Source organism: Paenibacillus sp. SER-28 (genome assembly GCF_052906305.1).
This window is the reverse complement of record NZ_JBRECM010000002.1, coordinates 686,277-713,116: the sequence shown is the minus strand read 5'-3', so window position 1 is coordinate 713,116 and position 26,840 is coordinate 686,277. Positions and strand designations below refer to the sequence as shown.

General features: G+C 44.8%; 28 protein-coding genes and 1 riboswitch. Of the genes, 3 read left to right on the top strand and 25 right to left on the bottom strand.

Annotation, left to right across the window (positions count from 1 at the left end; translation table 11 throughout):
- Positions 1–2: 2 nt before the first annotated feature.
- From ACUYLD_RS08850 to pdhA, 3 genes are all read right to left on the bottom strand, one after another.
- On the bottom strand, positions 3–1,289 hold the full coding sequence (locus ACUYLD_RS08850; protein WP_446674819.1) for a dihydrolipoamide acetyltransferase family protein: 1,287 nt from the start codon (positions 1,287–1,289) through the stop codon (positions 3–5).
- A gap of 34 nt (positions 1,290–1,323) precedes the next feature.
- Positions 1,324–2,304, bottom strand: coding sequence for an alpha-ketoacid dehydrogenase subunit beta (locus ACUYLD_RS08845; protein ID WP_039271308.1), 981 nt, complete (start codon positions 2,302–2,304; stop codon positions 1,324–1,326).
- Positions 2,305–2,404: 100 nt separating this feature from the next.
- Positions 2,405–3,472 carry a pyruvate dehydrogenase (acetyl-transferring) E1 component subunit alpha gene (gene pdhA / locus ACUYLD_RS08840; RefSeq protein WP_013310511.1) on the bottom strand — a complete coding sequence of 356 codons (1,068 nt, stop codon included), beginning with the start codon at positions 3,470–3,472 and terminating at the stop codon, positions 2,405–2,407.
- Positions 3,473–3,727: 255 nt separating this feature from the next.
- Between pdhA and ACUYLD_RS08835 the strand changes: the two genes are divergently transcribed.
- Positions 3,728–4,462: an alpha/beta hydrolase gene (locus ACUYLD_RS08835; RefSeq protein WP_254328496.1), complete on the top strand. Its 735-nt coding sequence runs from the start codon at positions 3,728–3,730 to the stop codon at positions 4,460–4,462.
- A gap of 139 nt (positions 4,463–4,601) precedes the next feature.
- Here ACUYLD_RS08835 and ACUYLD_RS08830 read toward each other — a convergent pair whose 3' ends face one another.
- Complete coding sequence (locus ACUYLD_RS08830) at positions 4,602–5,066, bottom strand: low molecular weight protein-tyrosine-phosphatase (protein ID WP_029517442.1); 465 nt, start codon at positions 5,064–5,066, stop codon at positions 4,602–4,604.
- A 148-nt stretch (positions 5,067–5,214) separates the two neighbouring features.
- On the opposite strand from ACUYLD_RS08830, the gene ACUYLD_RS08825 reads away from it, so the two are divergent.
- Positions 5,215–5,856, top strand: a complete 642-nt coding sequence (locus tag ACUYLD_RS08825; RefSeq protein ID WP_446674818.1) for a thiamine diphosphokinase — start codon at positions 5,215–5,217, stop codon at positions 5,854–5,856.
- A 280-nt stretch (positions 5,857–6,136) separates the two neighbouring features.
- Positions 6,137–6,634, top strand: coding sequence for a C40 family peptidase (locus tag ACUYLD_RS08820; RefSeq protein ID WP_025724146.1), 498 nt, complete (start codon positions 6,137–6,139; stop codon positions 6,632–6,634).
- Positions 6,635–6,698: 64 nt separating this feature from the next.
- Here the strand turns inward: ACUYLD_RS08820 and ACUYLD_RS08815 are convergent, their stop codons facing one another.
- The 21 genes from ACUYLD_RS08815 to ACUYLD_RS08715 form a co-directional block, all read right to left on the bottom strand.
- The gene (locus tag ACUYLD_RS08815; protein ID WP_446674817.1) at positions 6,699–7,391 is read right to left on the bottom strand and encodes a response regulator transcription factor; all 693 of its coding nucleotides are present in this window, start codon (positions 7,389–7,391) and stop codon (positions 6,699–6,701) included.
- A 140-nt stretch (positions 7,392–7,531) separates the two neighbouring features.
- On the bottom strand, positions 7,532–8,593 hold the full coding sequence (locus ACUYLD_RS08810) for a ThiF family adenylyltransferase (RefSeq protein WP_446674816.1): 1,062 nt from the start codon (positions 8,591–8,593) through the stop codon (positions 7,532–7,534).
- Positions 8,590–9,357, bottom strand: a complete 768-nt coding sequence (locus ACUYLD_RS08805; protein ID WP_254349647.1) for a thiazole synthase — start codon at positions 9,355–9,357, stop codon at positions 8,590–8,592. The genes ACUYLD_RS08810 and ACUYLD_RS08805 overlap by 4 nt, the downstream gene beginning before the upstream one ends.
- Positions 9,358–9,359: 2 nt before the next feature.
- Positions 9,360–9,563, bottom strand: a complete 204-nt coding sequence (thiS, locus tag ACUYLD_RS08800; RefSeq protein WP_322175622.1) for a sulfur carrier protein ThiS — start codon at positions 9,561–9,563, stop codon at positions 9,360–9,362.
- Positions 9,560–10,708 carry a glycine oxidase ThiO gene (thiO, locus tag ACUYLD_RS08795; RefSeq protein ID WP_446674815.1) on the bottom strand — a complete coding sequence of 383 codons (1,149 nt, stop codon included), beginning with the start codon at positions 10,706–10,708 and terminating at the stop codon, positions 9,560–9,562. The genes thiS and thiO overlap by 4 nt, the downstream gene beginning before the upstream one ends.
- Before the next feature lie 64 nt (positions 10,709–10,772).
- Positions 10,773–11,366 carry a thiamine phosphate synthase gene (locus tag ACUYLD_RS08790; RefSeq protein WP_446674814.1) on the bottom strand — a complete coding sequence of 198 codons (594 nt, stop codon included), beginning with the start codon at positions 11,364–11,366 and terminating at the stop codon, positions 10,773–10,775.
- 264 nt (positions 11,367–11,630) lie between these two features.
- Positions 11,631–11,739: riboswitch (TPP riboswitch) on the bottom strand.
- A gap of 93 nt (positions 11,740–11,832) precedes the next feature.
- On the bottom strand, positions 11,833–13,386 hold the full coding sequence (locus tag ACUYLD_RS08785; RefSeq protein ID WP_023988981.1) for an ABC-F family ATP-binding cassette domain-containing protein: 1,554 nt from the start codon (positions 13,384–13,386) through the stop codon (positions 11,833–11,835).
- A gap of 184 nt (positions 13,387–13,570) precedes the next feature.
- Positions 13,571–14,560, bottom strand: a complete 990-nt coding sequence (locus tag ACUYLD_RS08780) for a hypothetical protein (protein WP_446674813.1) — start codon at positions 14,558–14,560, stop codon at positions 13,571–13,573.
- Positions 14,547–15,101: a hypothetical protein gene (locus ACUYLD_RS08775; protein ID WP_322160835.1), complete on the bottom strand. Its 555-nt coding sequence runs from the start codon at positions 15,099–15,101 to the stop codon at positions 14,547–14,549. Before ACUYLD_RS08775 ends, ACUYLD_RS08780 begins: the two co-directional genes overlap by 14 nt.
- A 1-nt stretch (position 15,102) precedes the next feature.
- Positions 15,103–15,498, bottom strand: a complete 396-nt coding sequence (locus ACUYLD_RS08770) for a hypothetical protein (protein ID WP_446674812.1) — start codon at positions 15,496–15,498, stop codon at positions 15,103–15,105.
- 40 nt (positions 15,499–15,538) lie between these two features.
- Positions 15,539–16,018, bottom strand: a complete 480-nt coding sequence (locus ACUYLD_RS08765; protein ID WP_023988985.1) for a hypothetical protein — start codon at positions 16,016–16,018, stop codon at positions 15,539–15,541.
- Positions 16,019–16,069: 51 nt separating this feature from the next.
- A complete protein-coding gene (locus tag ACUYLD_RS08760; protein WP_446674811.1) occupies positions 16,070–18,154 on the bottom strand; it encodes a hypothetical protein in 2,085 nt (694 codons plus the stop codon).
- Complete coding sequence (locus tag ACUYLD_RS08755) at positions 18,144–19,979, bottom strand: pilus assembly protein CpaF (RefSeq protein ID WP_446674810.1); 1,836 nt, start codon at positions 19,977–19,979, stop codon at positions 18,144–18,146. Before ACUYLD_RS08755 ends, ACUYLD_RS08760 begins: the two co-directional genes overlap by 11 nt.
- Entirely contained in the window at positions 19,980–20,837 is an 858-nt protein-coding gene (locus tag ACUYLD_RS08750; RefSeq protein WP_250261197.1) for a hypothetical protein, read from the bottom strand. It abuts the gene before it with no gap.
- Positions 20,834–21,547, bottom strand: a complete 714-nt coding sequence (locus ACUYLD_RS08745; protein WP_061831508.1) for a hypothetical protein — start codon at positions 21,545–21,547, stop codon at positions 20,834–20,836. Before ACUYLD_RS08745 ends, ACUYLD_RS08750 begins: the two co-directional genes overlap by 4 nt.
- Before the next feature lie 22 nt (positions 21,548–21,569).
- Positions 21,570–22,556 (bottom strand): SAF domain-containing protein, encoded by a 987-nt coding sequence (locus tag ACUYLD_RS08740; RefSeq protein WP_250261196.1) that lies wholly within the window; start codon positions 22,554–22,556, stop codon positions 21,570–21,572.
- A gap of 41 nt (positions 22,557–22,597) precedes the next feature.
- Positions 22,598–24,091 carry a serine/threonine-protein kinase gene (locus ACUYLD_RS08735; protein WP_250262061.1) on the bottom strand — a complete coding sequence of 498 codons (1,494 nt, stop codon included), beginning with the start codon at positions 24,089–24,091 and terminating at the stop codon, positions 22,598–22,600.
- Positions 24,092–24,271: 180 nt separating this feature from the next.
- Complete coding sequence (locus tag ACUYLD_RS08730) at positions 24,272–25,330, bottom strand: SAM-dependent methyltransferase (protein WP_446674809.1); 1,059 nt, start codon at positions 25,328–25,330, stop codon at positions 24,272–24,274.
- A gap of 22 nt (positions 25,331–25,352) precedes the next feature.
- Entirely contained in the window at positions 25,353–26,126 is a 774-nt protein-coding gene (locus tag ACUYLD_RS08725) for an ABC transporter ATP-binding protein (RefSeq protein WP_254325492.1), read from the bottom strand.
- Positions 26,123–26,437: a thioredoxin family protein gene (locus ACUYLD_RS08720; protein WP_061831513.1), complete on the bottom strand. Its 315-nt coding sequence runs from the start codon at positions 26,435–26,437 to the stop codon at positions 26,123–26,125. Before ACUYLD_RS08720 ends, ACUYLD_RS08725 begins: the two co-directional genes overlap by 4 nt.
- Complete coding sequence (locus tag ACUYLD_RS08715; protein WP_235309667.1) at positions 26,434–26,772, bottom strand: cyclic-phosphate processing receiver domain-containing protein; 339 nt, start codon at positions 26,770–26,772, stop codon at positions 26,434–26,436. Before ACUYLD_RS08715 ends, ACUYLD_RS08720 begins: the two co-directional genes overlap by 4 nt.
- Between the last annotated feature and the right edge of the window lie 68 nt (positions 26,773–26,840).

The following is a 26,840-nucleotide window of genomic DNA, read 5'->3' as shown; positions in this document are numbered from 1 at the left end:
GATTACACCTCCATAACAAGCAACTCAGGGTTAGCGAGCAGCTGTTTGATATAGTTCATGAAGTTTTGAGCAGTTGCACCGTCAATAATACGGTGGTCAAAGCTCAAGGAAAGAGCCATTACTGGAGCGGCTACAATTTCACCGTTTTTCACGACTGCTTTTTCACTAATGCGGCCAGTACCCAAAATCGCAACTTCAGGGAAGTTAATGATTGGAGTAAAGAACATACCGCCTGCAGAACCGATGTTAGTGATGGAAATTGTACTTCCTCTCATTTCGTTCGCAGCCAATTTTCCATCACGACCGCGCACAGCCAGATCACGAATGGAATCAGCAATCATCCAGATACTCTTACGATCAGCATCTTTGATAACAGGAACGATCAAGCCGTTGTCTGTATCTGTAGCGATACCGATGTTGTAGTATTTTTTGTAGACAATTTCGTTTGCTTCTTCGTCGATTGTGGCATTCAGAGCCGGGAATTGACGGGAAGCAGCAACCAAAGCTTTTACGATGAATGGCAGGTATGTTACTTTTGTGCCTTTCTTCTCAGCAATTGGTTTGATACGAGTACGGAAAGCAACCAGTTCAGTTACATCTACTTCATCCATAATCGTAACGTGCGGAGCCGTATAAGCCGATTTAACCATAGCATTGGAAATAGCCTTCCGGATACCTTTAAATGGTACGCGCTCTTCCTCAGCACGTGGATCTGCTACTGGTGCGGATGCTGCTGCAGCTTTCGCTTCTTTCTTAGCAGGCTCTTGTGCTTTTGCAGCTTCTTTCGCTACTGGTGCAGCCGCTTGGCCTCCACCATTTTTGAAAGCTTCTACATCTTCTTTGGTGATTTTACCATTTTTGCCGGAGCCACTCACTTGAGCGATGTTTACACCTTGCTCACGAGCAAATTTGCGGACGCTAGGTGTAGCTAGTACATCTTTGTTAGAAGCAGCAGGAGTTGCAGCTGGTTTAGTGTTAGCTCCGCCTTGTGCAGCATCCTGTTCTTGTTTAGCAGCAGCTGGTGCTTCTTCTTGTTCAGGAAGTTCACCCTCTGCAGCGATTACAGCTACGACTTGACCTACGTTAAAGATGTCGCCGTCTTTGGCAAATACCTCTTGTACTGTGCCATTGACCGGACAAGGAACTTCAACTACAGCCTTATCGTTTTGTACTTCCATGATGATATCTTCATCTGTTACTTTGTCGCCGGGCTTGATGTGCATCTTGATGATTTCGCCTTCGTGAAGACCTTCACCTAGCTCCGGGAATTTATATTCAAATTTAGCCACGTTTAAAACCTCCCAAATTTACGGTGTGCTTTAATTAAAATTCCAATACTTTATTAACCGCATCAATGATACGTGTTGGGGTTGGCAACCAAGTATCTTCAATTTGAGCAAAAGGATAAACGGTATCCGGGCCTGCTACACGCAGAACAGGTGCTTCCAGATGCAGGATTGCTTTTTCGTTAATTTGTGCAATAACTTCAGCAGCTACACCGGAGCTCTTTTGCGCTTCTTGAACCACGATAGCACGGTTGGTTTTTTGAATAGAAGCAACAACGGTATCAATGTCAATCGGACTAATGGTACGCAAATCAATGATTTCCACTTTGATACCTTTTGTTTTTTCTAGCTCATCAGCAGCTTTAACCGAAGTGTGCACCATCATACCGTAAGTAATGATCGTCACATCGGAACCTTCACGAACTACGTTAGCTTTGCCCAGTTCAACTGTGTAATCATTCTCAGGAACTTCAGCGCGGAATGCATGATACAAGTTCAAATGCTCCATGAAAAATACTGGATCATTGTCGCGAATAGACGCGATCATAAGACCTTTTGCATCGTAAGGGTTGGAAGGAACAACAACCTTGATACCAGGTGTTTGAGCCAGAAGACCTTCCAAGGAATCTGTATGCAGCTCGGCTGCCTTAACACCGCCACCAAAAGGTGTACGGAATACGATTGGAGAATTGTAACGTCCACCGGAACGGTAGCGCATACGGGATGCTTGAATTGCCATTTGATCGAGTGCTTCAAAGATAAAGCCTACGAACTGGATTTCAGCTACAGGGCGGAAGCCTTGAATACCCAGACCCACAGCAAGACCCCCGATTGCGGATTCCGCCAGCGGAGTATCGAATACACGTTCTTCGCCAAATTCTTTTTGCAGACCTTCTGTAGCGCGGAATACGCCACCTACATGACCTACGTCTTCACCGAAAAGCAGGACGTTAGGGTCGCGTTTCAACTCTACGCGCAGTGCGTCACGAATCGCTTCTTTCATGTTCATTTGTGCCATTTGCTTCATTTCCTCCTTAAACATTGACAGATCAATTTCAGTTCAGGTCAATCGAAAAGCAGACCGGATCGGGTTACCGCCCGGTCTCTTTCAAGTTCAATTATTTAAAATCAGCTTTTTGTTCTTCCAAGTGCTTAGGCGTTGTTTCGAACATGCTATCGATCAGGCCAGGAATTGTCATTTTCTCTGTTTTCTCGGCTTTTTTGATCTCTTCGTTCACTTTTGCCTTAGCTTCTTCTTTTACGCGAGCTGTATCTTCTTCAGTCCAAAGGCCTTTTTTCTCAAGGTATTTCGCAAAACGGGCAATTGGATCTTTCGCATTCCATTCGCCTTCTTCTTCTTTAGAACGATATTTTGTTGCATCATCAGAAAGGGAATGTGGACGGAAACGGTACGTTACGGCTTCAATCAAAGTAGCACCTTCACCATTACGTCCACGCTCTGCAGCTTCTTGAACGGCTTTAATAACTGCAAGCACGTCCATGCCATCAATTTTCACGCCTTTAATACCAGCAGCTACTGCTTTATGAGCGATCGAAAGAGCAGCCGTTTGTTTTGAAAATGGAGTCGTGATCGCGTAACCATTGTTTTGCACAAAGAAAATAACTGGCAACTTGTATACACCAGCATAGTTCAGACCTTCGTAGAAATCACCTTCGGAAGAACCGCCGTCACCTGTATATGTAATGGCGACTTGTTTTTGCTTTTTCAGTTTGTAACCCATAGCAATACCCATAGCATGCAAAATTTGCGCGCCAATGATGATTTGCGGCATCAGTACATTAACACCGTCCGGCACTTGGCCGCCGTGTTGATGACCACGGGAATACAAGAAAGCTTGGTATAATGGCAGGCCATGCCAAACGATTTGCGGAATATCGCGGTAGCCTGGAGCAATAAAGTCTTCTTTTTGGAGCGCATATTCGCTACCAATCATGGTTGCTTCTTGTCCGGATACCGGAGCGTAGAAACCGAGACGTCCTTGACGACCTAAGTTAACGGCACGGTCATCCCAAGTACGTGTAAATACCATTCGATACATAATTTCTTTCAATTGATCATCTGTAAGTTTAGGCAACATATCTTTATTGATAATTTCACCATCCGGAGAAAGTACGGACAGCGCCTCAACTTCCTCTGTGTAAACTTCATAAGGAACCTTGCTCATTTTCTTCACCTCAACAAAAAAATTTGAATATCAAGTTCCGCTGTTATAGGATTATTATACACCTGTTATATCGCTCGCGTCAAAGATTTAGTTATTTTTTTTGAGTTTACCACATTTTTGTGTATGTAACAGGGTATGTTTTTTACTATAACAGCTTAGTACATGATTGAAATTTTAAACATCTATTGCAATCAGGGTAATCTTAACTTATTGTGATCCCGAATGCAAAATAATACCCAAGAAAGGTGACGAAAAATGACGGATTCTCGGTATTTAAAACGAACCATCCTTAAAGACGAAGTAAATAGCCGCTTTCTTAGCGAGATCAGAACTCTCCGGATATATTTGCCGCCCGGCTATAATGAAATATTGAGCTACCCGGTCGTATACTGTCAGGACGGAGAAGAATTTTTCAATTTTGGCCGCATTGCAACTCACGCCAACCGCCTCATTCTAGATGAGGGCGTCGAACCCTTCATTATTGTAGGTGTGGAAGTGAATACCAAAATCAGAACTCAGGAGTACGCTCCCTTTGGCAATCGTTTTGAGGCGTATACCACCTGTTTTGCAGAAGAGATTATTCCCTATGTGGAGCAAAAGTATCCTATAAGAAAAGATGCAGCGTCCCGCATTTTGGCGGGGGATTCACTGGGAGGCAGTGTGTCTCTGCATTTGGCTTTGATGTATCCTCAGCTGTTCAACCGCATTATCAGCCTCTCAGGTGCTTACTATGAAGCTTCGCAGGAAATCATCGCCCGTGAGAAAGATCTTTCTCATTTGCGGGTCTGGATGACGGTTGGCCTTCAGGAAGATGCATTTGAGAGTGATACTGGCATTTACAACTTTGTAGAACTTAACCGTCAATGTGCAGATTTGCTGCGCGAACGGAACGCTGAAGTTTCTTACCGTGAAAAGGATGGCAAACATTTGTGGGGCTTTTGGCAAAACGAGTTGCCTGACGCGCTAATGTATTTTTTGGATCGCGCCTGAGTAAAAATTCTTCTATAGGGAATGGAGCATTGACCTACTAGGTCATTAAGCTCCTTCCTCATTTTTTAGCGCATTTTGATTGCGCTTTCAAAAAAGTATAACGAAAAACGGCAATTATCGCCGTCATCTGTCGTTCACATTATAGCTTTTCTTCTACGATCTTGTCCAGCAAGGCGTCGCAGCCTGCGTCCATTAATCGATAGGTCTCTTCAAAATTTCCTGTAAAATATGGATCGGGTACTTCTCTTAATTTTTCTTGAGGAAGCAAATCCATAAATTTTAGAATATCAGCCTCCGCTCCACCTGCAATCTTTCGCATGTTTCGTTCATTAGAGTCATCCATGCACACAATATAATCAAACGCATCAAAATCACGGCCCGTTATTTGCCGCGCCTGTATGCCTTGTTCGCTGATTCCATGCAGTTTAAGTTGCTTTAATGTTCCCTCATGCGGGGGATTTCCGATGTGCCAGTCGCCTGTCCCGGCCGAGTCCACCCCGATTTCTGCGCCCAATCCCCGTTCCTGCGCTTTATGCCTCAGTATTGCCTCCCCCATCGGAGAGCGGCAAATATTGCCCAAACACACAAACAAAACGTTAATCATTTCGTTCTCCTTCCTATTACACGTTACACTTCCTTTTTTCTGTTTCATTGTAGCCATGTCCTCCAAAATTGTGCAAGCCATATTTAACGCGGTATACTTAAAAACGATGGTATATATAGGATCGTATCAGGAAGAAAGGATGTTGATTATGACAAAAAAACGAGCGATTGTATTTTCAGGCGGTCGTCTTAATGAAGAAGATTTACATCAAATACAACCCGATGATTTTATTATAGGTGCAGATAAAGGTGCACTATTCCTGATCGAGCACAGTATTACACCACATATCTCTGTAGGAGATTTTGATTCGATCACACCAGAGGAAAAAGAAAAGGTAGAATCAGCAAGCCAACGTATGATTGCGTGCGATCCAGTACTTAAAGACTTAACAGATACTGAGCTTGCTTTGGAAATCGCTATGGACGAACAGGCAGATCATGTACTGCTGCTTGGTGTGACTGGCACCCGGATGGACCACACATTGGCTAATGTTCAAATATTGGTACGTGCAATGCAGCATCATATTAGTTGCGCTATTATGGACGCACATAATTATATTGAGCTCACCGGATCAACGCTTGAGATCCAGCCTATGGGTTATACATATACATCGCTGCTTCCTATGACTGCCGAAGTAACAGGCATACAACTGGAAGGATTTATGTATCCGCTACATAATGCCACCCTCAAAATGGGACAATCACGTGCTGTCAGTAATAAACTAACAGCTCCAAAAGGTACGATTTCCATCAAAAGCGGTCTACTACTCGTTATTCAAAGCAAGGATTAATTATGACATTGTTGTAACCATTCTTTAAATTGTTTTTTCACTCAAAACCCTTGATTCATAAGGGTTTTTCCGTTTGTAGAGATCTATGAATCGATATATTTTTAACAAATTGTAATTTTTAATCGTTTTTTAATAATCACTGTGTAAGTCTTGTCCCTCAAGCATTTGAGAGTTCTTTTCCAACTATTAGGCGGCTTCAAAACTGTTATACTCAACGCTGTCAGTTAGTTAGCAACTCAGCAAAATATTGCACAAATCAATTTCTGGAGGTATTTACAACATGAATATGCAGAAAATCATAAAAAAGGTAATTATAGCAGGGGTCGCAGCCACGATCGGCTTTGGTACTTTTGCAATTGAGGGAACAAATACGGCACAGGCTGCCACTACTACTTCTGTTGGCCAAAAAGTAATTAACTACGGTGAAAAATATATGGGCACTCCCTATAAGTTTGGAGCTTCCACAAGCACGACGCGCAATTTTGACTGTTCTTCTTTCATGAAGCACATATTCAAAAAATACGGAGTGAATTTGCCGCGTACTTCTGTTCAACAGTCCAAAGTTGGACATGCCGTATCCAAGTCCAATTTGAAAAAAGGGGACTTAGTGTTCTTTTCAAGCGGTAGCCGTGCCACGGGTCGCAACATTACCCACGTAGCAGTCTATATGGGCGGGGGTAAAATTCTACACACTTACGGCGGACCTGGCGTGACTATCTCCGATTTGAACTCTAGCAACTGGAAAAGAACATACATTAAAGCACGCCGCGTGCTGTAGTTTGAAACTCATTATGAAATATGCGAGCCGGGACGAAAAGTTCCGGTTTTTTTTATGCCTTATGCTATTCTGATACGGTTGGTGTTCTGAGTGAATAGCCAATTCCTCGTTCCGTACGGATCATTTTAAACTTATATCCTTTATCTACTTTAACCCTCAAATGTCTGATATAGACGTCTACTACGTTCGTATCAACGATATAATCATGTTTCCAAACATCCTTCAGAATTTGCTGTCTGCTACAAACTTGGTTAAGATGTATCGCCAGGTGAAGCAAAAGATCAAATTCTTTCGGAGTTAATTCCAGCTTTTGCCCCCCTCTGCTCACCATTCTGCTTGCATTGTCTATATGTAAATCCCCCGCCTCGATTGCCCTTTTCACATCACGTTCAATACCAAAAATCCGCAATAAATTAGCCACCCTAGCCTGAAAAACTCTAGGATAAAAGGGCCGAACGATCACGTCATGTGCTCCTTGTTCAAAGCAGGAAACAATATGGTCCTCCTCATCTGATGAAGTCATAACAAATAGCGGAATATGAGGATGGTATTGCTGCAATGTGCGGAGCAAGCCATGTGAATCCGTCGGTTCATCTTCTATATTGAGTAGTAACAAATCCACAGGATTATGGGCTACATAAGAGCTTGCATCTGTCGTATTGCTAACATGAACCACCTGATAACCTGCCTGCTCCAATGGATGAACAAATACGGGAGACGCTTCATTTACATCCACAAGTAAAATTAACGGGCTCATCTTTTCACCCACCTGGTTTGGACATAGCATTACATATTGGATACGAACAAGTTTGTTATAAGCCATTAAAGCATATCTATATTATTGTAACAAAAAAGCAGAAAATCATTCTCCAAAGAATGGTCTTCTGCTCTTATGATTTAACCCAAATAGCGATGATACAGACTTCTTGCTTTTGCCATGTCCTTTGTCCCATGAATCAACGCTCTGCCATCTGCAAAAACAACCAAGCGATGCTCGCTTGTACTAAAGGAAACCAAAAACGGATTCCGCTCTACTTTTCCTTCTCCCAAAGAAGCAAATCTATCTGCTGTTTCTGCAAGATTCAAATGTATCGGGTTTGCTGGTCTAATTTGAACGGTATCCCTACCGCACAAAACATCTGTCTTCTGCCGATGAGAGGCCGACAAATAGGGATACGTCGGTTGGCTGCCGCAAGAAGGACAGTTCTCCTTTTTAACGCTATCTACTGCTATCGCTACATACTCATTTTTCCACAAATCAAACGAAAGCAGCTTTCCTCTCAAATCTTCTGGATATCCACCAAGAAGTTTGAAAGCTTCCGTAGTTTGGTTAGCCGTGACCATCTGTACGGCCTGCGGAATAATCCCGGCGGTATCACAGGTTTCCCCACCAAACGGTACAGTTCCCAGCAGACAGTTAAGACAAGGCGTTTGACCCGGTAAGATGGTATAGGTTACACCATAGCTGCCCACACATCCCCCATAAATCCAAGGTATCCGATGCTTGAGTGCCATGTCGTTCATAAGAAGTCGGGTATCGAAATTATCGGTTGCATCCATCATGAGATCTACCCCCTGGATCAACTCTTCCAGCTCTTCCACCCCAACATCCAGTACATGTCCGTGTATAACCGTTTCCGAATTAATATCCTTTAATCTTCGCTGAGCAGCTACTGCTTTGGGATATCTTTGCGCAGCATCACTTTCCTGAAAAAGCTGCTGGCGCTGCAAATTGCTCCATTCCACATAATCCCGGTCTACGAGGCTCACTGTACCTACGCCCCCGCGAACGAGCGTTTCCGCAATACCTGTACCTAACGCTCCGGCACCTATGATTAGTACATGTGAAGAAGCAAGCCGGCGTTGTCCTGTCGGTCCAAAGGGCGCGAATCTTTCCTGTCTGGAATAACGGTCACTTGGATGTGTTTCTCCTGCACCGGATTTGTCAGTTACCTTCATGCCTGAACCATACCTTCTGTCGGACTGCTTGCTGAAGCGTAACGTTTTACAGGAATCATCCCCGCCTCAAAACCATACCTTCCAGCACGAACAGCCAGTTTCATGGCCTCGGCCATTTTTACTGGGTCCTTCGCTCCTGATACGGCTGTGTTCAACAAAACAGCATCTGCCCCTAACTGCATCGCCATTGCCGCGTCACCGGGTGAGCGAATACCCGCATCGACAATAACCGGAACCTCCGCCTGTTCAATAATTAGCTCTAATGAAAACGGATTGAGCAAACCATGTCCTGTACCAATCGGTGAAGCTCCAGGCATAACGGCGTGTACTCCAAGCTCTTGTAGCCTCTTTGCTAGAATCACATCGTCCGATATGTAGGGCAGCACGATAAAGCCTTCTTCCAACAGCTTATCACTAGCTTTCAACGTTTCAAAAGGGTCAGGGAGCAGTGTCTTGCTATCCCCAATGACTTCCACCTTAATCATATCGCACAGGCCGGAGGCTTTTGCCAATTTGGCAATACGAATCGCCTCCTCTGCTGTTGTAGCCCCTGCTGTGTTGGGAAGAAGTGTATACCGGCTCAAATCCAGCATATCGAGAAAATGCTGCTTATCCCGTTCCTCCAAGTTCAATCTCCGTACAGCAAACGTCAATATTTCCGTCTCAGCAGCCTCTACGGCTTGGGATTGGATATCCAGATCAGAGAATTTTCCTGTTCCCAACAACAACCTCGAGGTAAAAGATGCTTTTCCAATGGTTAACATAATCAACCGCCTCCCACAAAATGTACAATCTCTAGGCAATCTCCATCCTTCAGTACCGCTTCATCATGATCTTCACGGCTCAATATATGCCGATTCAGCTCCACCACTACGGTTTTCACCTTTACATCAAGCTCATGTAGCAATTGATTCACATGAGTGATTCGATTAGAAAAGATCATGCTCTGGCCGTTAATCGTCAGCTTCATAAGCTTTTCTCCTTGAAGAGCTCAGAAGAAAAACTACTTATCCCAAGTTCTGCTGCACCAGCTCCATTAAGCATAGCTGCCATCGCACGCCCGGTAGCATCACTCAGCAGGACACCGTTGCGATAATGCCCGACCGCAGCATATACGCCCTCGACCCCAGGAACAGTGCCTATAAAAGGGTGACCTGATGCAGCCTGCGGACGTAAGCCCGCCCAAGTGCGTATAAAAGAAGCTTCACGGACGCGCGGCAGCCAGGCAGAGGCACGTGCCAGCAAGCCCTCCAAGCCTCCTACGGTCACTTGTTCGTCATATTGATGCGGAAGGCTCGTTGCCCCAATCCAAAGCTCGTTATACTGTTTAGGCACGAGGTAAATATCATCAGCATAAATGGTGTATTCTAATGGGTGATCCTTCAAGGAGACCGCTACCGCTTCGCCCTTGACCGGATAAAGTGGATATTCAAACCCAACCTGCGCCAGTAATTTCATGCTATCCAAGCCTCCAGCAATAATGACCTGATCGCAGGAAAAAAAGCCGCTATCTGTTCGGACACCGCAAACTCGACCATCCTGTATGACCAGTTGCTCTGCCCGTGTACCAGACCATACCGTTGCTCCCAGCACCGCAGCAGCACCTGCATAAGCACGACAAAGCTGGACAGGAGCCACTTGTGTCTCCTTTGAACGATATATTGCTCCGATCGCTTGTTCATCCAAACCTGGAATTCGTCGGGCCAATTCCCTCGCATCCCACCAGATAGGACAATCATCCTCTCGCGTTTTAGCAGCTTTCCAGCGTTTTTGGCCTTCAGTTTCCGTACGGAAAGGGGTCACAAATCCTTCTGTACGGAATTCCACCGAAATACCCGACAAACGCTCCAGATCACAGACAAGCTCAGGGAATGCATCTCGACTTCTGCGAGCAAATCGTGCCAGCTCAGAGTCGGTGAACTCTTCACTTTCCGCTGCCAGCATTCCAACCGCTGCTCCTGAGGCTCCCTCACCCGGGATCAATCGTTCCAGCATGATTGTACTTCTTCCCTCCTTGGCCACATGATAAGCAATGGAACTGCCGATGACACCTCCACCTATGACCAAGCATTCAGCATGTCCTATCGCTCTTGCCTCTGTGTGTATCTTTAGCACTTGTTCCGTGTCTCCTCTCCATAAACCATTCTGCTTTCAGCTTGCCTCTACTCTCGTTTTCTCGCTACAGGCTGTGAACTACAAGATCTGCCATTCGCCTATATTCCATCGCAGCTGCAACGGGCGACTCAGCCTCCCATATACCAGACATCACCGCAATTCCGCTTGCTCGGGCCCTATAAAGCTCCGGGATATGGTGCGGTTGTATGCCGCCCAGCGCGATCACCGGAATGTTCAACAGCCTGCAAATATGTTCAAGCTGAGCTAAACCCCGCGGTACAATACCGGGCTTACAATGGGTCTCATATACGTGACCATAAAGTACATAGTCTGCTCCTGCCTGCTCGGCAGTCTGCGCCTCCTCCAAGGAATGCACAGACACTCCACAGCGTGTACTCTTTGAAAGTAGGCTTTTCACATCCACAACAGGTAATCCATTAGCTGGTAGCTGGACGGTTCCAACCAAAGTAAGTAAAGCTACATCCACACGATCATTTACTACAATTTGTTGCAAAGGAACTTCCTGCTCCACCATGCTGCGAGTCAAAGAAAGCAATGCAGAGGCACCATTCTGTTTTAAACGTGCGTGTACATAATGAACATACGGACAAATCATAGCAGCCACTCGGGCGGCTTGTGCAAAAGTGCCCTTTTCCATCGAAATTGCGTGTAATTCGATTTTGTCTTCACCTCACATTGGATTAAAGGATCTAAGCTTAGCAGCCACGTCTACCAGCAGTAATGAAAGGGGATTGTATGTGAATCCGTCTACGGAAGCTCGAACAACTTAAAATGAACGAAACGCAAAAAAACCACTTCCCCAAGGAAGTGGTTTAACGAACGTCCAATAATCTAACGGACCATGATATCCGTATACGTGTATCGTCCCACGCACAAACAAAATAAAGATGGTGTTGCCTTGTTTGTACGGCGCTCACTTCCCTACGCTGGCATAACCCAGATCAGGTGCAAAGGGTCCGAAATCCATTTATTCCGTCTCAGCCGCATGGGCGGCTCCCCTAGTGTGACTATTTTATTGTATAAGCTATAGATAGCTTAGCATATTTTCCTAATTCTGCAAACCCCACTTCGTGTGAAATATGCAGAACTGGATTTAACTGATTTTAGTTAACTTTACTTGACCACTCTTCCACATTCCACGTTTTGGTTACCCAATCCTCGTAAAAGTCCGGTTCGTGAGATACAAGCAATACCGTCCCTTTGTATTCCTTCAAGGCACGTTTCAGCTCATCCTTTGCTTTAACATCCAAGTGGTTGGTAGGCTCATCGAACAATACCCAGTTGCTTTCACGCATTAACAGTTTGCAAAGACGGACTTTAGCCTGTTCTCCACCACTAAGCGCAGATAGCGGACGTGTGATATGCTCATTTTTCAAACCGCAGCGCGCCAAATGCGCTCGTACTTCATGCTGGTTCAAATGCGGAAATTCATTCCACACATCGTCAATCGGTGTAATTTTCTCTGCCTTTACTTCCTGCTCAAAATAAGCGGGCTGCAAAAAATCACCTTGATAGGTTTTTCCACTGATTGGCGGAATTTTTCCCAATATGGTTTTGAGCAATGTCGATTTACCGACACCGTTGTAGCCGACAATTGCAATTTTTTCGCCACGTTCAATCGTCATGGACATCTTAGGCAAAAGGGCATGTGTATAACCAATCTCAAAATCAATACCCTCAAATACCGTCTTTCCGCTTGCACGTGCCTCTTTGAATTGAAAGGTTGGTTTTGCGGCTTCTTCAGGCTTATCAATACGTTCGATCCGATCAAGCTGCTTTTCACGGCTCTTTGCTCGGCCTGAGGTAGAAGCACGCGCTTTATTACGCTGAATAAAATCTTCTTGTTTCTTAATAAAGTCCTGTTGCTTCTCATAAGCATCAATATGCTGAGCTTTGTTCAGATCCGCCATTTCAAGAAACTTTTCATAGTTAGCTGAATAACGGGTCATCTTGGCAAATTCAAGATGGTAAATAACATTAACGACCTGGTTCATAAACTCAGTATCATGTGAAATAAGGATAAAAGCATAGGGATAATCCTTCAAATAGCGCGTAAGCCATTCAATATGCTCTACATCCAAGTAGTTGGTAGGCTCATCCAGCAGCAGGACATTCGGCTTTTCCAACAGCAATTTAGCAAGAAGTACCTTTGTCCGTTGCCCGCCGCTAAGTGCAGATACATCCCGATCCAGTCCTATGGCCGACAGACCTAGTCCATTCGCCATTTCTTCAACCTTCACATCAATGAGGTAAAAATCCCCCATATCCAGTTGCTCCTGAATTTCACCCATCTGTTCCAGCAACACTTCCAACTCTTCAGGAGAAGCATCCCCCATTTTGTCAGTAATCTGCATCATTTCCTTTTCCAATTCCAACAAAGGAAGAAAAGCGTCTTTTAATACATCACGTACCGTTTTGCCCGGTGTCAGCTTGGTGTGCTGATCCAGATAACCGTAACGTACACGTGGAGTCCATTCCACTTTACCCTCATCCTTAAGCAATTTTCCAGTGAGAATGTTCATGAGTGTCGATTTACCAACACCGTTAGCTCCTACCAAACCTACACGTTCCCCCGCAAGCAATCGAAAGGAAACATTTTTAAATAATGCGCGGTCCCCAAAGTTGTGGGATACATTTTCTACAGTCAATAAACTCATAAGCTGTTTTTGGCTCCTTATTGTCATCGGCGCTGCCGACTGTTCTTATTTCATATGCATTTCGTTTCTTTCAAAGCTTTATTGTAGCACATTCTGCAACCATATCGGAATATTGAAAACAGTGAATTTTAAGGTTTTTTGGTATGGATCTGCCTAAAAAAACAAAAACCACCCATGAGGGTGATTATTTTAAGCCGTTATAACATTTGTACTCAAAGTATCCCGCAGCTGCTGCAGACTTCTCATCCGTAAAACGTTCACTCGCTTTAAAGGGCGCTGGACATGAATCTCTATAGAAATATTTCATTCTAGTATCTGGTTCTATGCCACCGATAATGTTTTGCTTTCTGACGACTCTCCCACCACCAAATCCATAGTTATTGTAATACCTGTCTCCGACCGGGATGCCTTGGATAAACGCGATCAGACCCACATCATCTATCGTGTTGTACCACTCCTCTTGCGGAATGATCGGTAGTGTGAATGTATAGGATATGCCGTTACGTGCAGCTTTTTCGTTATGGACATTAATAATTCGCGCCAGGTCCTCTTGAACGCTGCCAACAATAGTGGAACGACGTATTTGCTCAAAAGCTTCTGAATTATTCAGTAAAGATATAGGAGTCTGATCCTGAAGTTCCTTTTGAAAGCCCTCCACCCACCTGTGATTCCGCGCATCGTATGCGTGCACATAATTATCCAAGCTGAACCCCACACTGTTGCCTACTGAATCAACATAGGCATATGGCTTTTTTTCGCTCCATTTGTGGGCAATAGCAGCTTGTCCACGCTCATCTGTATAGGCTTCTGAAGTGAACGCATAATAACCGTCATAATCCAGAATTACAATGGCTGGTATATAATCCAATAATGCACGTTGTGCTACTATATCCTCATCAATGCCTACATTAAGAAAAAGGGTATGCAGGAATGTGTTCAGCGCTGCTTCTTTATCTACACGAAAAAACTTATCCGATCCGTATCCGGCCTCGCGTTCCTGACGTTCATTCTGTGAGAGCACGACCCCTGCATCCTGAACTGCGGTACGGAGAGCCGACGTATATTTCATTTCTAGCTGCTGCACTTCACGCTGATTCTGCACCCGTAAGTCACTAACTACACCAAAGGGCAAAAACAAAAGTATAAATATGACTGCAAAATCAGTAATCTTCATTCAGAACCATGCCCCCGTAAGAAGCTGTAACTGCCGGCTTGCCGCTATCTGCCCCACCGAGAAGCCATGATTTGTACAAGTTCGCAGGAGTCCGATTCGTATTATGTAACCGGACCGTAAAATAATCCCCGGCCATCAAGGTATACCGACGTGTCTGATCTGATTTTGGCTGCTGGTTGTCAGGAAACAGTACAGGCAAGATTTGCGGATTATAGTACCCATCATATACAGTTTCATAGTTGCCTAGAAAACTGTCTGGCTTCGCGGCATCTGCATAGTCCGGTACATACTTTTTGTGCATATGCTCCAAGTCAACTTCGTACGTATTGCCTGTCAATTCCAGATCACGCATAAAATCGTTATACATCGTCGGTGTAATGTAACCTTTGGTTCTTACCATATCAACAAAACGTACAGTTGAATGATATGTATTTAACCCGGATATATCATCCTGCCGTTCAGCAGCTTGAACTGCGGGTACGATGTACAAAAGCAATACAGCGAGCAGCGTCCCCAACAACTTGGATATTGTTTGAACCACTTCAGTCTTCCCCCAATTTCTCAAAACGTACAGATGTTATGTCCCCATTCCCATTACGCTGTGAATACATGGAATATAAAGAGGAAGCATCCAGGGCAGATACATCAGGCTCAAATGGTTCAGAATACACATCGTACTCTGTCCCGTCGACTTGAACCGAAATCCCCTCCTGTAAGTTCATGCGAATTGCCTGTATGACCTGAGTTCCTTTAATCCGTTCCGGCAATCCCACCCCAGCAGTACGGGCTATTCGCCCTTCAGAATGCTCCTCTTGCTGTGATCTTAATTCCAGTGCACCATCCAGCTGGCTGGACAAGTCTGCTGCCGTTACACATGCGGTTATGAACAGAATAACTGACACACCAAGCCGCAGCATACTTGAAGCGTGATCAGACATACTCTCTTCCCCCTTATGATTATTATCTTTGCTGTAGTGCTTAGGACTGGGTAAACAACAACCCACGGACAACATTCGATTTGTCCTTTACGATTTCAGCCTTGAATTTGCCACTTGGATTTACGTATTCATTCTCTTTCTCATTAAGCGTATTCGTGATTTTCCCAGTCTTATCACTGCCACCATTCACTGCGCCATACTGTTCACTGTCTGGGCTAATGTTTAGAGCATTACCGTACCACTGGCCTGCCATATTTTTACCGGTTTTAATCTGAATGCCGAATTGGTCCTTCCCCTGAAACTTCCGCAGCGCGTTGGTCACCTGGGAACCGCTAATCGTTGTGCCGTCATATACCGTAAAAGAGGCTTGAGACAATTCGGTCTGGATATCAGCAAAATTGTTTTGTGCAGTTTTAGTCGCCTCCTGGGCTGAAATAAACAGTATAACTACAATCGTAATTAGAGCGATGGTCAAAAATATCCCAGCGGCTACCTTTAAAGCTGTTGATGCGTTATTCATTATTTTTCTCTCCTCAGCTTGTTATTTTGTATTAGTCATAATAGAACTTTCTTACTGAATTTTTTGTATTTGCTCATAATAGTTATCCATTTGAACAAAACTCATGCCGATCAACGGAATCACCAAATATAAAAAGATAAGACCATACATCGGGGCAAAACCAATCATCCTTCCCCAGATAGCCTTGCTGTCTATTATTTTTTCATACTCCTGTTTTCTTTGTTCGAAATAGTAAGACATATGGGATTCCAAATCATCAAAGGCCTCTCGAATCGTAATTTTACCCAAAGACAAATGGAGCTTGTCCACTAGACGCTGAAACTCCGGCAAAGGTGCCTCTTCTTTTAATAAGTCAAGAGCTGCCTCTGGCCCATGTTCATAATGAAGCAAACATTTTTGCAGAGGTCTTTTGAATATAACTGAAAATCTGTTCAGCCACTCCAATATTTCCTCGACAGACATTCGTTCCATAACCCGCAAAATGGAAATAACTGTTTGAAATTGATACACCTCGTGCCTCATGTCCAACCGACGCATTTTTCGTTGCAAATATAATAAAAGCATAGGCATTTGATAGGCTACATACCCAACAATCAAACTAATCAGCACTTCCCACCACTTGATGTATTCATCATTCCAATCTTTCAGCTTTTGGAGAATACGCCGAGTATTTGTGGATAGCTGTTCAGGAGTAACAGTTCCATTGGCATTATGTTCTAAAGCAGCGTACGTTCGTTCGTATGTGCTGTCCGCTCTCATGTTCAGCAAATGCATGATTTTGCGATCAATCCCACTCTGCTTCAAAGCTTCTTTTTGCTCCATCGAACTTAAATGTCCAAACATTTGACCCGATTGTACCGGGGCGTGAAGGATATGCGTTTTCTCAGCTTCATGTAAAAAAAATATCGTACTAATACTGAGCACCAAACCTACGATAAAAAGAGCTATTCTGCGTATGTAGAGCCACTCCAGCTTTATCTCCGCACCACTTTCTTTTAATAGACGGGTTATCTGGAAATAAGAAGATATATGCTGACGCGGAATTAAAGAATCCACCACATTACGCATGATGGGAAAACGGTATAGCTTCTGTTCCCAAACCCTCCGTCCTCTACCCGCACGATATCCTGTTTCATCGGTCTGTTGAAGCTTCTGTAACAGAAAATAAGATACGATTATCACAATATAAACGGACAATTTCGTGATATAACCCAATTTTCCCTGATAAAACTCATCCATGGATGGAAAGCTGGATCTCGCCCATGTCTCGATTGGGGTGGTAAAGAAAACAGGTGCCAGTGCGATCACGTTTAGACTTTTTAATAGATAGTCCAGTTTATTTCTTCGCAGCAACTCCAACTGGATTTCGCGTGCGAGACTGCCGAGCCCCTTCAAATAAATGGAGCCCCCCTCCTCAATCCGATCACCAAACTCCATTACCATATACGAGATACCGGCAAATGCTTTTAAAAATCGATTAGGAGCCGACTCATAGTATCTTTCCAATGCTTCGTGCGGATCAACATCTGTTAGCGCCTCATGGATGAGTCGTGCGTGTCTCCCAGCCTCTGCCTCCGCCAAATCGGCCGCTTTGGATATGGCTTCCTCCACCATACCGTGCTGATGGTAATAATGACGTACATTGGCGAATAATTCGATCATCTGTGCAAGTAGCCTTTTTTCCATCCGGCTAATGGCCATATCCAAAATAAGACTGTTGATTACCACTCCGCATAAAACGGCCAATATAGCAAACTCTATTCCTGGCTTCATCATGACCAGTACAACGCCACTGCAAGCAAAAGCCCCCCAGATGAACAGTGTCATCTTCATAGTCTGTAGGCGAAGCTTGTACTCATCGTAGGCATGCTGACCAGCTAATCGCTTACGTACACTCGTGATGTATCCAGATAAGAAAGGGACCTTCATACACAGCGTGTACAACTTATGCAGTAAGGCTTGCAGCTCACGTTGCAGTACCGCTTTTCCCTTGCGTCCTTCCTGTACAGAATAAATTCGTCCTCTGCGAACTGCATGACTACTGCACTTACGCAACCCCCACAAAACTATATATAGAAGCGCAAAGCTCCCACCTGATATAAGTAAAATCCATAATGAAATTTCTTTAAGACTCATAGTCTTCCTCCCAATAGCGGGTCAAAAAACTGCGGAAATCTCTGGCATCCTTTACATTCATCTGCTCACACATTTCTTTTGCACTTTTGGCTGTTAAGGGCTCCATCGGTATATAGCTTCCGTTCCGATATTCCATAACGTGGCGATAACTGTAGCTCGATGAAGCATTGGTGCCTGCATCCGTATGATCCGGGTCACACGGCACACATTCTGTGATCCGTTCGATGTAGCGTCGCCCCTCCGCATCACGTTTGAGATGCACATCAAAGTTAATGACATGAACTACCTGTTCCTCAGCGATGCCTTCATGCTGAAATACTCCTGTTTTGAGCAATGAATTACGAAGTGAAAACACGAGATCACGAAATGTTTTGGCATGATGAGTAAAAATGGTGAACAGACTGGCAACCTGCGACATTTGAATCATCCAAGCAGCTACTTCATCACTTGCTACTTCGCCTAGGATATTGACGGTTCCATCTGTTTTTTTCTGCAAGTCAAGCCCTTGTTGTCCTGAAATATGGTCCGTTTCTCGAAAGGTAAGAATGTTACGGCGACTGTAAATGCTGCGCAGATGCAGTTCAAAGGCCATTTCCTGAACACGAAGCGTATACGAAGCATAAATATGCTTGACCATCGCCATTAACAACGTCGTCTTACCTGAACCCTGCGCGCCTGTAATAGCAGTAATCCGGCTGCCTTTCATCAAATAAGAAAGTAGTTGGATTGGAAAATCAGCATTCTGACCCTTAATTAACTGTTCCAGCGATGCGCTTTGAATATCGAATTTACGAACAAAGAAAGCCCACGATTCTGAGAAAGGAGGACGCACCACCACTACCCGTGACCCATCCTTCATTTCGTTGACCTTATAACCATTCGCTTCGGAAAGCTGTCCCGGGTAATTGTATTTGTAAATATTTTGGCACACCCTTTTAAGTTCACGCTCAGATCCGAAGGAAAGGAACGAAAGATGGATCGTTTTACCTTTATAAAAAATCCACACACTCTCATAACCATTGGCAGTAGACGCAGATGTTTGTTCAAATGCATACCCATCCGAAGGCCAGTCTGATGATGCAGGAATCCCACCTTCCGGCATACCACTGACACCCCCACTTACACCGTCGATCCGCTGGTCACGAATATCATCAATGACGGAAAAGCCTTTGTAATGCTGATAAATGCGCTGGACAATAATATCCACTTTCTCCAAAAAGGAAAGAGGGCGGTACTCACAATCATAGATATAACGAATATCCTCTGCGGTAACGAGATAACTTCCATCTTCTTCACCTTGCTGTGAATACCTCATTTCGGCCAAGTCATAAGTATCCAATAAACGTGATAGTGCATCAGCGCCAAACTTCTGCTGGTATTGGTAAAATATAATTTCGAATTGATCCTGTATGCTAAACAACTCAGGTCTGGAGAATGGCATAACAATATCGACGATTTTCTCGTTCAAGCCGTAACCGTTAATCAGAAGCTCAGCCATCAGATTTTTAACAAAACGTTTATCTCCAATGCTGCCATTGGCACAGTCCTTTAACGCCCTGCGTAGTTCCGCCCTTTGATGGATACGCCGTCTATATTCCTCTTCATGCAATCCGGCATCGGCCATCTGGCTATGACTCAGTTCATGAAGTGCATTTTTGATATACTCTATTAATGTTTCGAATGTGGCATCTTCGTTCTTTTTTTCTACCCGAAGGGTTGAATGTCGCGAGTGAAGATTCCCTCGATATTTAACAATAATCAGTACGATGCACATCAGTACTATGCAGGTAAGAATCAATCCGTTGATCATTTGAGCGGACAGCATTTAAGCGCCCCTCTCCAAAGCCTTGAGCCGAAGATCGGACTCTGCCGCCTCCAGAATAGCTTTGCTGATATGCCGTATACTCTGCGCCCATCCTACGGGCATAAAAAGCTTGCGGTGCTGCTCTTTTCCACTTCGTACCTCACGTTGCACATGGCCGATCACATCCCTGCGGTTCCATGCGTCCATAAATCCGGTGCTATAAGGGACTGTATACAAAGCACCTTTGTAGCCATATCTCCTGCGAATATTCGTTTCATTCACTTGAGAATGCACATCATATTTCCCAAGTACTATTAATAAGGGCAATGATGAGTAGGTAGATAACGGAGACACGGATTCAAAATAAGCATCTAATTCTCGCATATTCTGAGTGAGTGAAAGAACGGCCAGTTTGGCTCGTGCACATGCTTCATGTTGTACAGCCCCCCACCCTGCTCCACTTCCTGCATCAATCAGCGTTAAATCATAATATTGATTCGCTGTATCTATTACTGCCCGTACAAGCCCTGGAGATAGTAACGGCGGTGCAGCTCCAAAGGTGGAGGTTCCCTCAAGTACATCCAAAGTATGTTCGAGTACAGGTGTCGTATAATTACGAATATTTTCTTTAGACAGTGTCCCTCGCAGAACTAAACGTGCGGCAGCATCCCAGCCCCCTTCCTGAAGCTGTAGGGTTGGATCGTCCATACCATACTCTTGTATAGGTAATCCTGATTCAATACCGGTATATCTACGACCTAAATGTGTCAATAATAGTCTTCCTCTATATAGATTCCCTATGGTAATTGCTATTGCTGCCGCCAAAGAGCTACTTCCACTAGCCCCCTTAATGGGGCTCCAAAACAAAATGGTACTCATGCCCTACTCCTTTCCGCACGCTTTAGCGCACGACGACTCACTTTTAATTCCCAACTCATCCATTCCCCAATACAACGGCATAATTCTTTCTTATACATTCTGGATAGCGGTTTTAGTAGTAGCTGTTTTTTATGCTCATTTTCCAGTTTCAGAGCAAGCAGCCCCTCATCCCATGGCAGAACATATGGCTCTTGCTGCCAAGAAGCCGGGAAATGGTTCATGTATTCCCACAGATACGGCTCCTCCACACCACAATCCACAGCCTGTAAAAATAGCTTGTGAAATACAAGATCTTTGGGGAATTCGGGTTGACTGAATAAATGCTCAAGCCAATTCTGTCCGTTGTGCATTAGCATACGGCTATAATCACTGACCCAAACTCGCAGTTCTGCCCCTTTCCAAACAGAAATTGGACAAAAATCAGGTAACTCTACATCCAAAATAACAATGTCATAAGCCTGCTCCGCCTTTTGATCAGTCATCATAACGGTATGCAGGTCTTCCCATGCTGTAAATCCAATTGCTACATCAAAACCACTAAACTGCGTAATGGGAAGTGGTTTGTCGAGCATCCCTATGCTATACCGATACTGTCCCCGCAGCGTAGCATCCACAAGCAGTACCTGTTGGCCGGAAGCTGCTAATATGCTGCTGATATATAACAAGGTATCGCTTTTGTCACAAAGCCCGGCAAATATCCATGTTTTCATACTTCCGTTCCTTTTCTCTCATTTATTTGGCATACGGATCAGAGCTTTCGCCCTGCGTCAGAATCTTTGTTTGTTCTTGATGATCCTGCTCGTTCTCATATTCATTTCTTGTATCATCTATCCCGCTTGCTGGGTTTTCTATAGTAGCACCCGCATGCTGGGCTACAATTTCCTCACTCAAACTTCTTTCCACGGGTGTTGAAATCACATTGTTTGACGCATTAATTGCATTTTCAAGCGAATCCCGCAGCTGCTTGGACAGCTTTTGTTCAGCCACGCGTATCAAATTCGGATCACTATTCATTAACGCTAACACCTGCGCATTAGGCGGATAGGTCGGGATTGCCTTGGGCTGAAATTGGGGATCGACATATGTCAGGGCATAGATAGATGCTTTATGCAGATAAGCATCAACAATCGCACTCGAAAGCGATAATATTTCCTGCTCATTCAAAGTGACCCAGACAATTGGACCTTCCAGTCGAGAAATCTTCTTCTTAGATAATAGAATGTAATCCTGCCCTGTTGGAAATTGAATGCGGATATCCACTTCGTCACCCGACTTGAGGCTGTTGGGCAATACTACCACCTTTAGCTCACGGTTGCGTAAATCTTTAGGTGTGGGCTCATCAGCAGTAACCATGGCCGATGTAAGCACAGATCCCTTTTTTAGCTCAATCTTGGCTGTGGTACCGGAAACCTCACTTTTATCTGTCAGCAAATTTGATGGGGCCTGAGAACCGGGAACTTTAATTCCCTTCAAATCATTAGATGCAATCTGTTCGCCGGGGGAAATGTCACGGACAACCGCCCAACCTTTTTTCGCGGTTCGTTGCTCCTGTTCGTACACTTTCCATTTCTGCTCTGCCTCTACTTCAGCCTGTTTCCTGACCTCATCCATTTGATGGATATTAACCATAAGGTAGCCAGCAAAGATAATGCCAACAATTCCTGCGCCAATACAACCGGCGTATAGCTTTTGCTTACTGCTTTTTCTTAGCTTGGACACACAACTTCTCCCCTGCCTCTTTTTGATATATACCGTTTTATTTAGCGCTGTCGTTTAAGGAATCCGAAGCGTTTTTTCCGGGTATCTGGAATGACTCCGCGAAACAGCTCGTCCAGCACCTGATCCACCTCATCATCTCGTTCGAACGGGTCTGAGTGGAACGGTAAAGCAAATACTTTATCGTGATCCAGCTCCTTACGAAGCCTGCGAACCGCCTCCGAGGTTGCCAATGGCAAGCAGTAATTCCATTTATGCTGTGGGTGGCGCTGAAGAGATCGGGCTAGCCCTGCTATATCCTGAACTCTCCATTCGGCCCCTGAGCCAACGACAAGCGGATAATCGGCTCTCAAGAATTCTTCCAGTCGTTCATTGTCCTGCCCACTCCCCAGGTCCAGTACGATAAATCTATAGGAACCACCCAACAAAGAAATGACATCCGCACGAGATGTTTGCCGCCAGTAGTGTACTCCATCAACTTCAAAACGCCGACTTGAACTCGATTGTCCAACGGATGTGCCTTCTACGACTTCTTGAAGTCGGGCAAATGCTTTGGCTGTGCTGTGCAGCTCAACCAAAGCTACGGAGCGGGACCTTCGAGCCAGATAGTGGCTCACCGCAATTGCTGTATGAGTAGCACCGGAGCCGGCAGAGACACCCAATACAGCCACTACCCTTGTACCTGCATAATCCATTGAGGCATCATTAACGGATATTCCTTGTTGAGCAGGCTGAAAATCCGCACTGTGCCGCAGTTCTCCAATGACCTCCCCGGCAGATTGAAATCGTTCCTCAGGATGCTGACGCAGCAGTTTTCGAATCACCGGGATCAAATGGCGGGGCAATTCTCCGCGAATATACCCTTCTACTCCCGCAGTCCACTCGCTATATTTGCCTCCTGTACATAGATACAATAGCAGCGCTCCCAAACTGTATAAGTCTGAACGAGCATCCGTCTGACCTGCTCCATATTGCTCCGGGGCAGCGAAGCCCACTGTGCCCAGCTTTACCGTATCTTGATCCAGTTCAGCCTTATAGCTCCTCGCTATTCCAAAATCAATCAGTATAAATTCCATTTCCGGTGTCAGCATAATATTCGTCGGTTTCAGATCCCGGTAAATGACTGGCGGTTGACGGGTATGCAAATAATCCAACACATCCAGTACCTGCAAAGCGAATGGGACGATCTGCTCCTGTGGAATATAGCCTTCATAGCCCTTCATGTATGCTTCCAGCGTAATTCCCTCGATGTAATCCATGACCAGGTATACCGCACCAGATCGAGGATGCTCAAAAAAATCAACAATTCTCGGTAAACGTGGATGACTTAGCGAAATCAGCATCTCTGCCTCCGTACGTACAAGCTTCATCACTTGTGGCCCGGCAACCGACTCCTTCACCGCCCATTGCTTGCCTGGCAGTTTTAAATCCTCTGCCATGAACACGCGGCTCATTCCTCCCGAACCCAATGTGCGAACAATACGGTAACGCTCACCGACAATGGATCCGAATTCCAACTGTGATGGTTGCTCCATTATTCTCCTACCTCCTTTCTAAAGCAGAAAACGCAAAAAAGGGAAAGCTGCCGCAAAATCAAATTTCCATGTCGCCATGAAAACCGTTTTTGCGGGATGCTTTCCCTTGATTTAAACATGATTATTATTTTTAAGGAACAATTTGGATTTATTATATAGCACACCTGTATCTATTGTAAAGTATTATTTTCCATACTTGATCATGTACAGGGTAATTTCATCTCGGTTATGGAATAGCTGCTTAGCTCGCTGAATCTGCATGCCGGACTCCTCAAATGAAGCAATTACATCATGAATGAGCGCCAAGGGCTTTTTATGCATTAGCTTGACCGTAACGATAGCAGTACCACCACTTCGCAAACTATATAGTAAATCAGTAACGAGCCTTGCCATTTGCTTAGGACTCCAGCTCATATCACAAACCAGCAGATCGAACGAATTCTCTTTAAATTTGACTTCACTTGCATTTTTACGCAAAAAAGTCAGATTGGCGTACTTCATCAGTGATGGCTCCATCTTTGCCGGATCAACCGCTGTAACTTTCAGTCCCCGCTCCAGTAAGAAGGAAGTCCAACCACCCGGTGCTGCCCCAATATCCAGTCCCTGACGGAAAGCGCCAAAATCTATGCCGAACGTTGCTTCTGCTTCCAATAGCTTGAATTTGGCACGAGAAATTTGTCCATCTTCTTTTTGAAAACGAACCGCGCCTCCGCTCCAATCCGATAGGTTATCCTCAGGACGTGATACACCTGCATACCACGTATCTGTATCTGCAAAAACGGACACAATAAGATCGGCGCCTTGTACTGTCTGCTCCATAGGTAAATCACTTATTTGTTCACTCAAAGCCTGCTTGAGCGCACCTGCGCTTTCAGTCCAACTGCTATTAGTTCCTTTGCGCACTTGTAAAGAAACACGTTGATCCATCAGTTCCTTGCGGTTACGGATGAATGCAACCAGCCGTTCCTGCACCTGAACCAGGTCCGTTCCTTCTTCCTGAAAATGAACAGGAAACAAGTGACGTAAAAACATCGGCGGCTGAGCTGTAATTGTCCTCACTGCCTCAATTTCTTCCGCAGGTAATGTAGCCAGAAAAATTTCACCAGGTAAAAGCATCGTGCTTTTTACAGAGCCAAATAATCTTCTAAGCTCCTCTTGAGCATAGGGTGCAAAACCATGATTGGCCGTACAAACAAATCTTGATGATGACAAAGTAGATTCACTTTGTTCATCTGTACTCATATATAGTTCCTCCAAAATAACATTACCCTCCAGTGCACACCCGAATCCAGGGACGTTCTCCATCCCAATCCAGCTCAACCGGAATTTCATATGTGTGCATAATCAATTCTTTCGTTAAAACTTCTTTTTTCGGTCCAGCTGCTGCGACCTTACCATCACGAATCAATGCAACATGCGTAAAGAGGGGGACAATCTCCTCAATGTGGTGAGTCACATAAACCACTGATAAGTCTCGCTTGCGGAGCCGATCAATCTCGACCAGCATTTTTTCCCGCTCAAATAGATCCAACCCGGCACAAGGCTCGTCCATAATTAGCAGACGAGGTTCTGCCATCAGTGAGCGGGCCAGCATCACCTTTTTACGTTCTCCTTGAGATAACGTCCCCAGTGGGTGATGAATCAAGTCGCCTAAATTCATACCCTCCAGCAAAGATATGGCCTTTTCTTTTGCCTCTGTCGGAATTTCCTGATAAAAGCGCAAAAAAGCATACGCACCTGTAGCGACCACTTCCCAAACGGGATCTTTTAGCGCCAGCTTTTCCAACAAGGTCTGGCTGATATATCCGATTTGTTTGCGAACTTCCCGCACATCACATTGACCATACATTTGCCCAAGCACTTCAACCGTTCCATGACTTGGAAACATATATCCTGTCATCATTTCCAGCAATGTTGTTTTACCGGAACCATTGCGACCCAGAATAGCCCAATGTTCACCTTCTCGTATGTCCAGGCTTACATCGTCCAAAATCCGTCTTTCTTCCCGCTGCAACGTAATGCTCTTCATGGATATCATTCCATCACGCTCCTTATTTTGCTCAGCAAGTGTTCTACAGATTCCATTTTGTAGATAATTTCAGGATTTTTGTTTTCACCATTATATATAAGAAGCGCGGGAACGCTGGATATCCGGTACTCCTGTACCAGTTCAGGAATATAGTTAATGTTGCTCTGCACCACTGCTTCTTCAGGGAGCAAATGCTCTGCTACCTCCAGCATTTTACGGGCAGCCGCGCATGTTCCGCACATGGGAGTGTACACAAACAAAGCCAGCTTGCATCCCTCCCATATGGCACGGCGCGCCTCTTTTTGTCCGATCTCTTTCATCGTTCAGACCCTTTTCTGATCTCTCGCATACGCTCTTCGGGTATGGGCCCGTTATGTACGGTGACTCCCTCTGGCTTATTCGCATAGAGTAGCTCATACATGGCTCGCCGCCCCTCTGGACTGGACGAATGCAAGTAAATTTCACGTGGATATAACCGTTTCTCTGCGATAGCAGCAGCCACATCCTTTCCCGTAGGCTGACCTGGACCCAAATCATAATCTAGCGATAGTATCGAAATAGGGTATTCATGAAGCAGCAGCAGACACTCATCCGCATCTCTTGCCAGCTTAAAGCCCGGAGGACAAGGCCGATAATCGTCCATAAACAAATACATCAACTTCTCCTCCTTTTTCCATATATGCAAGCTCACAAGCCTCAAAGATAGTTATTATCAATCAGACC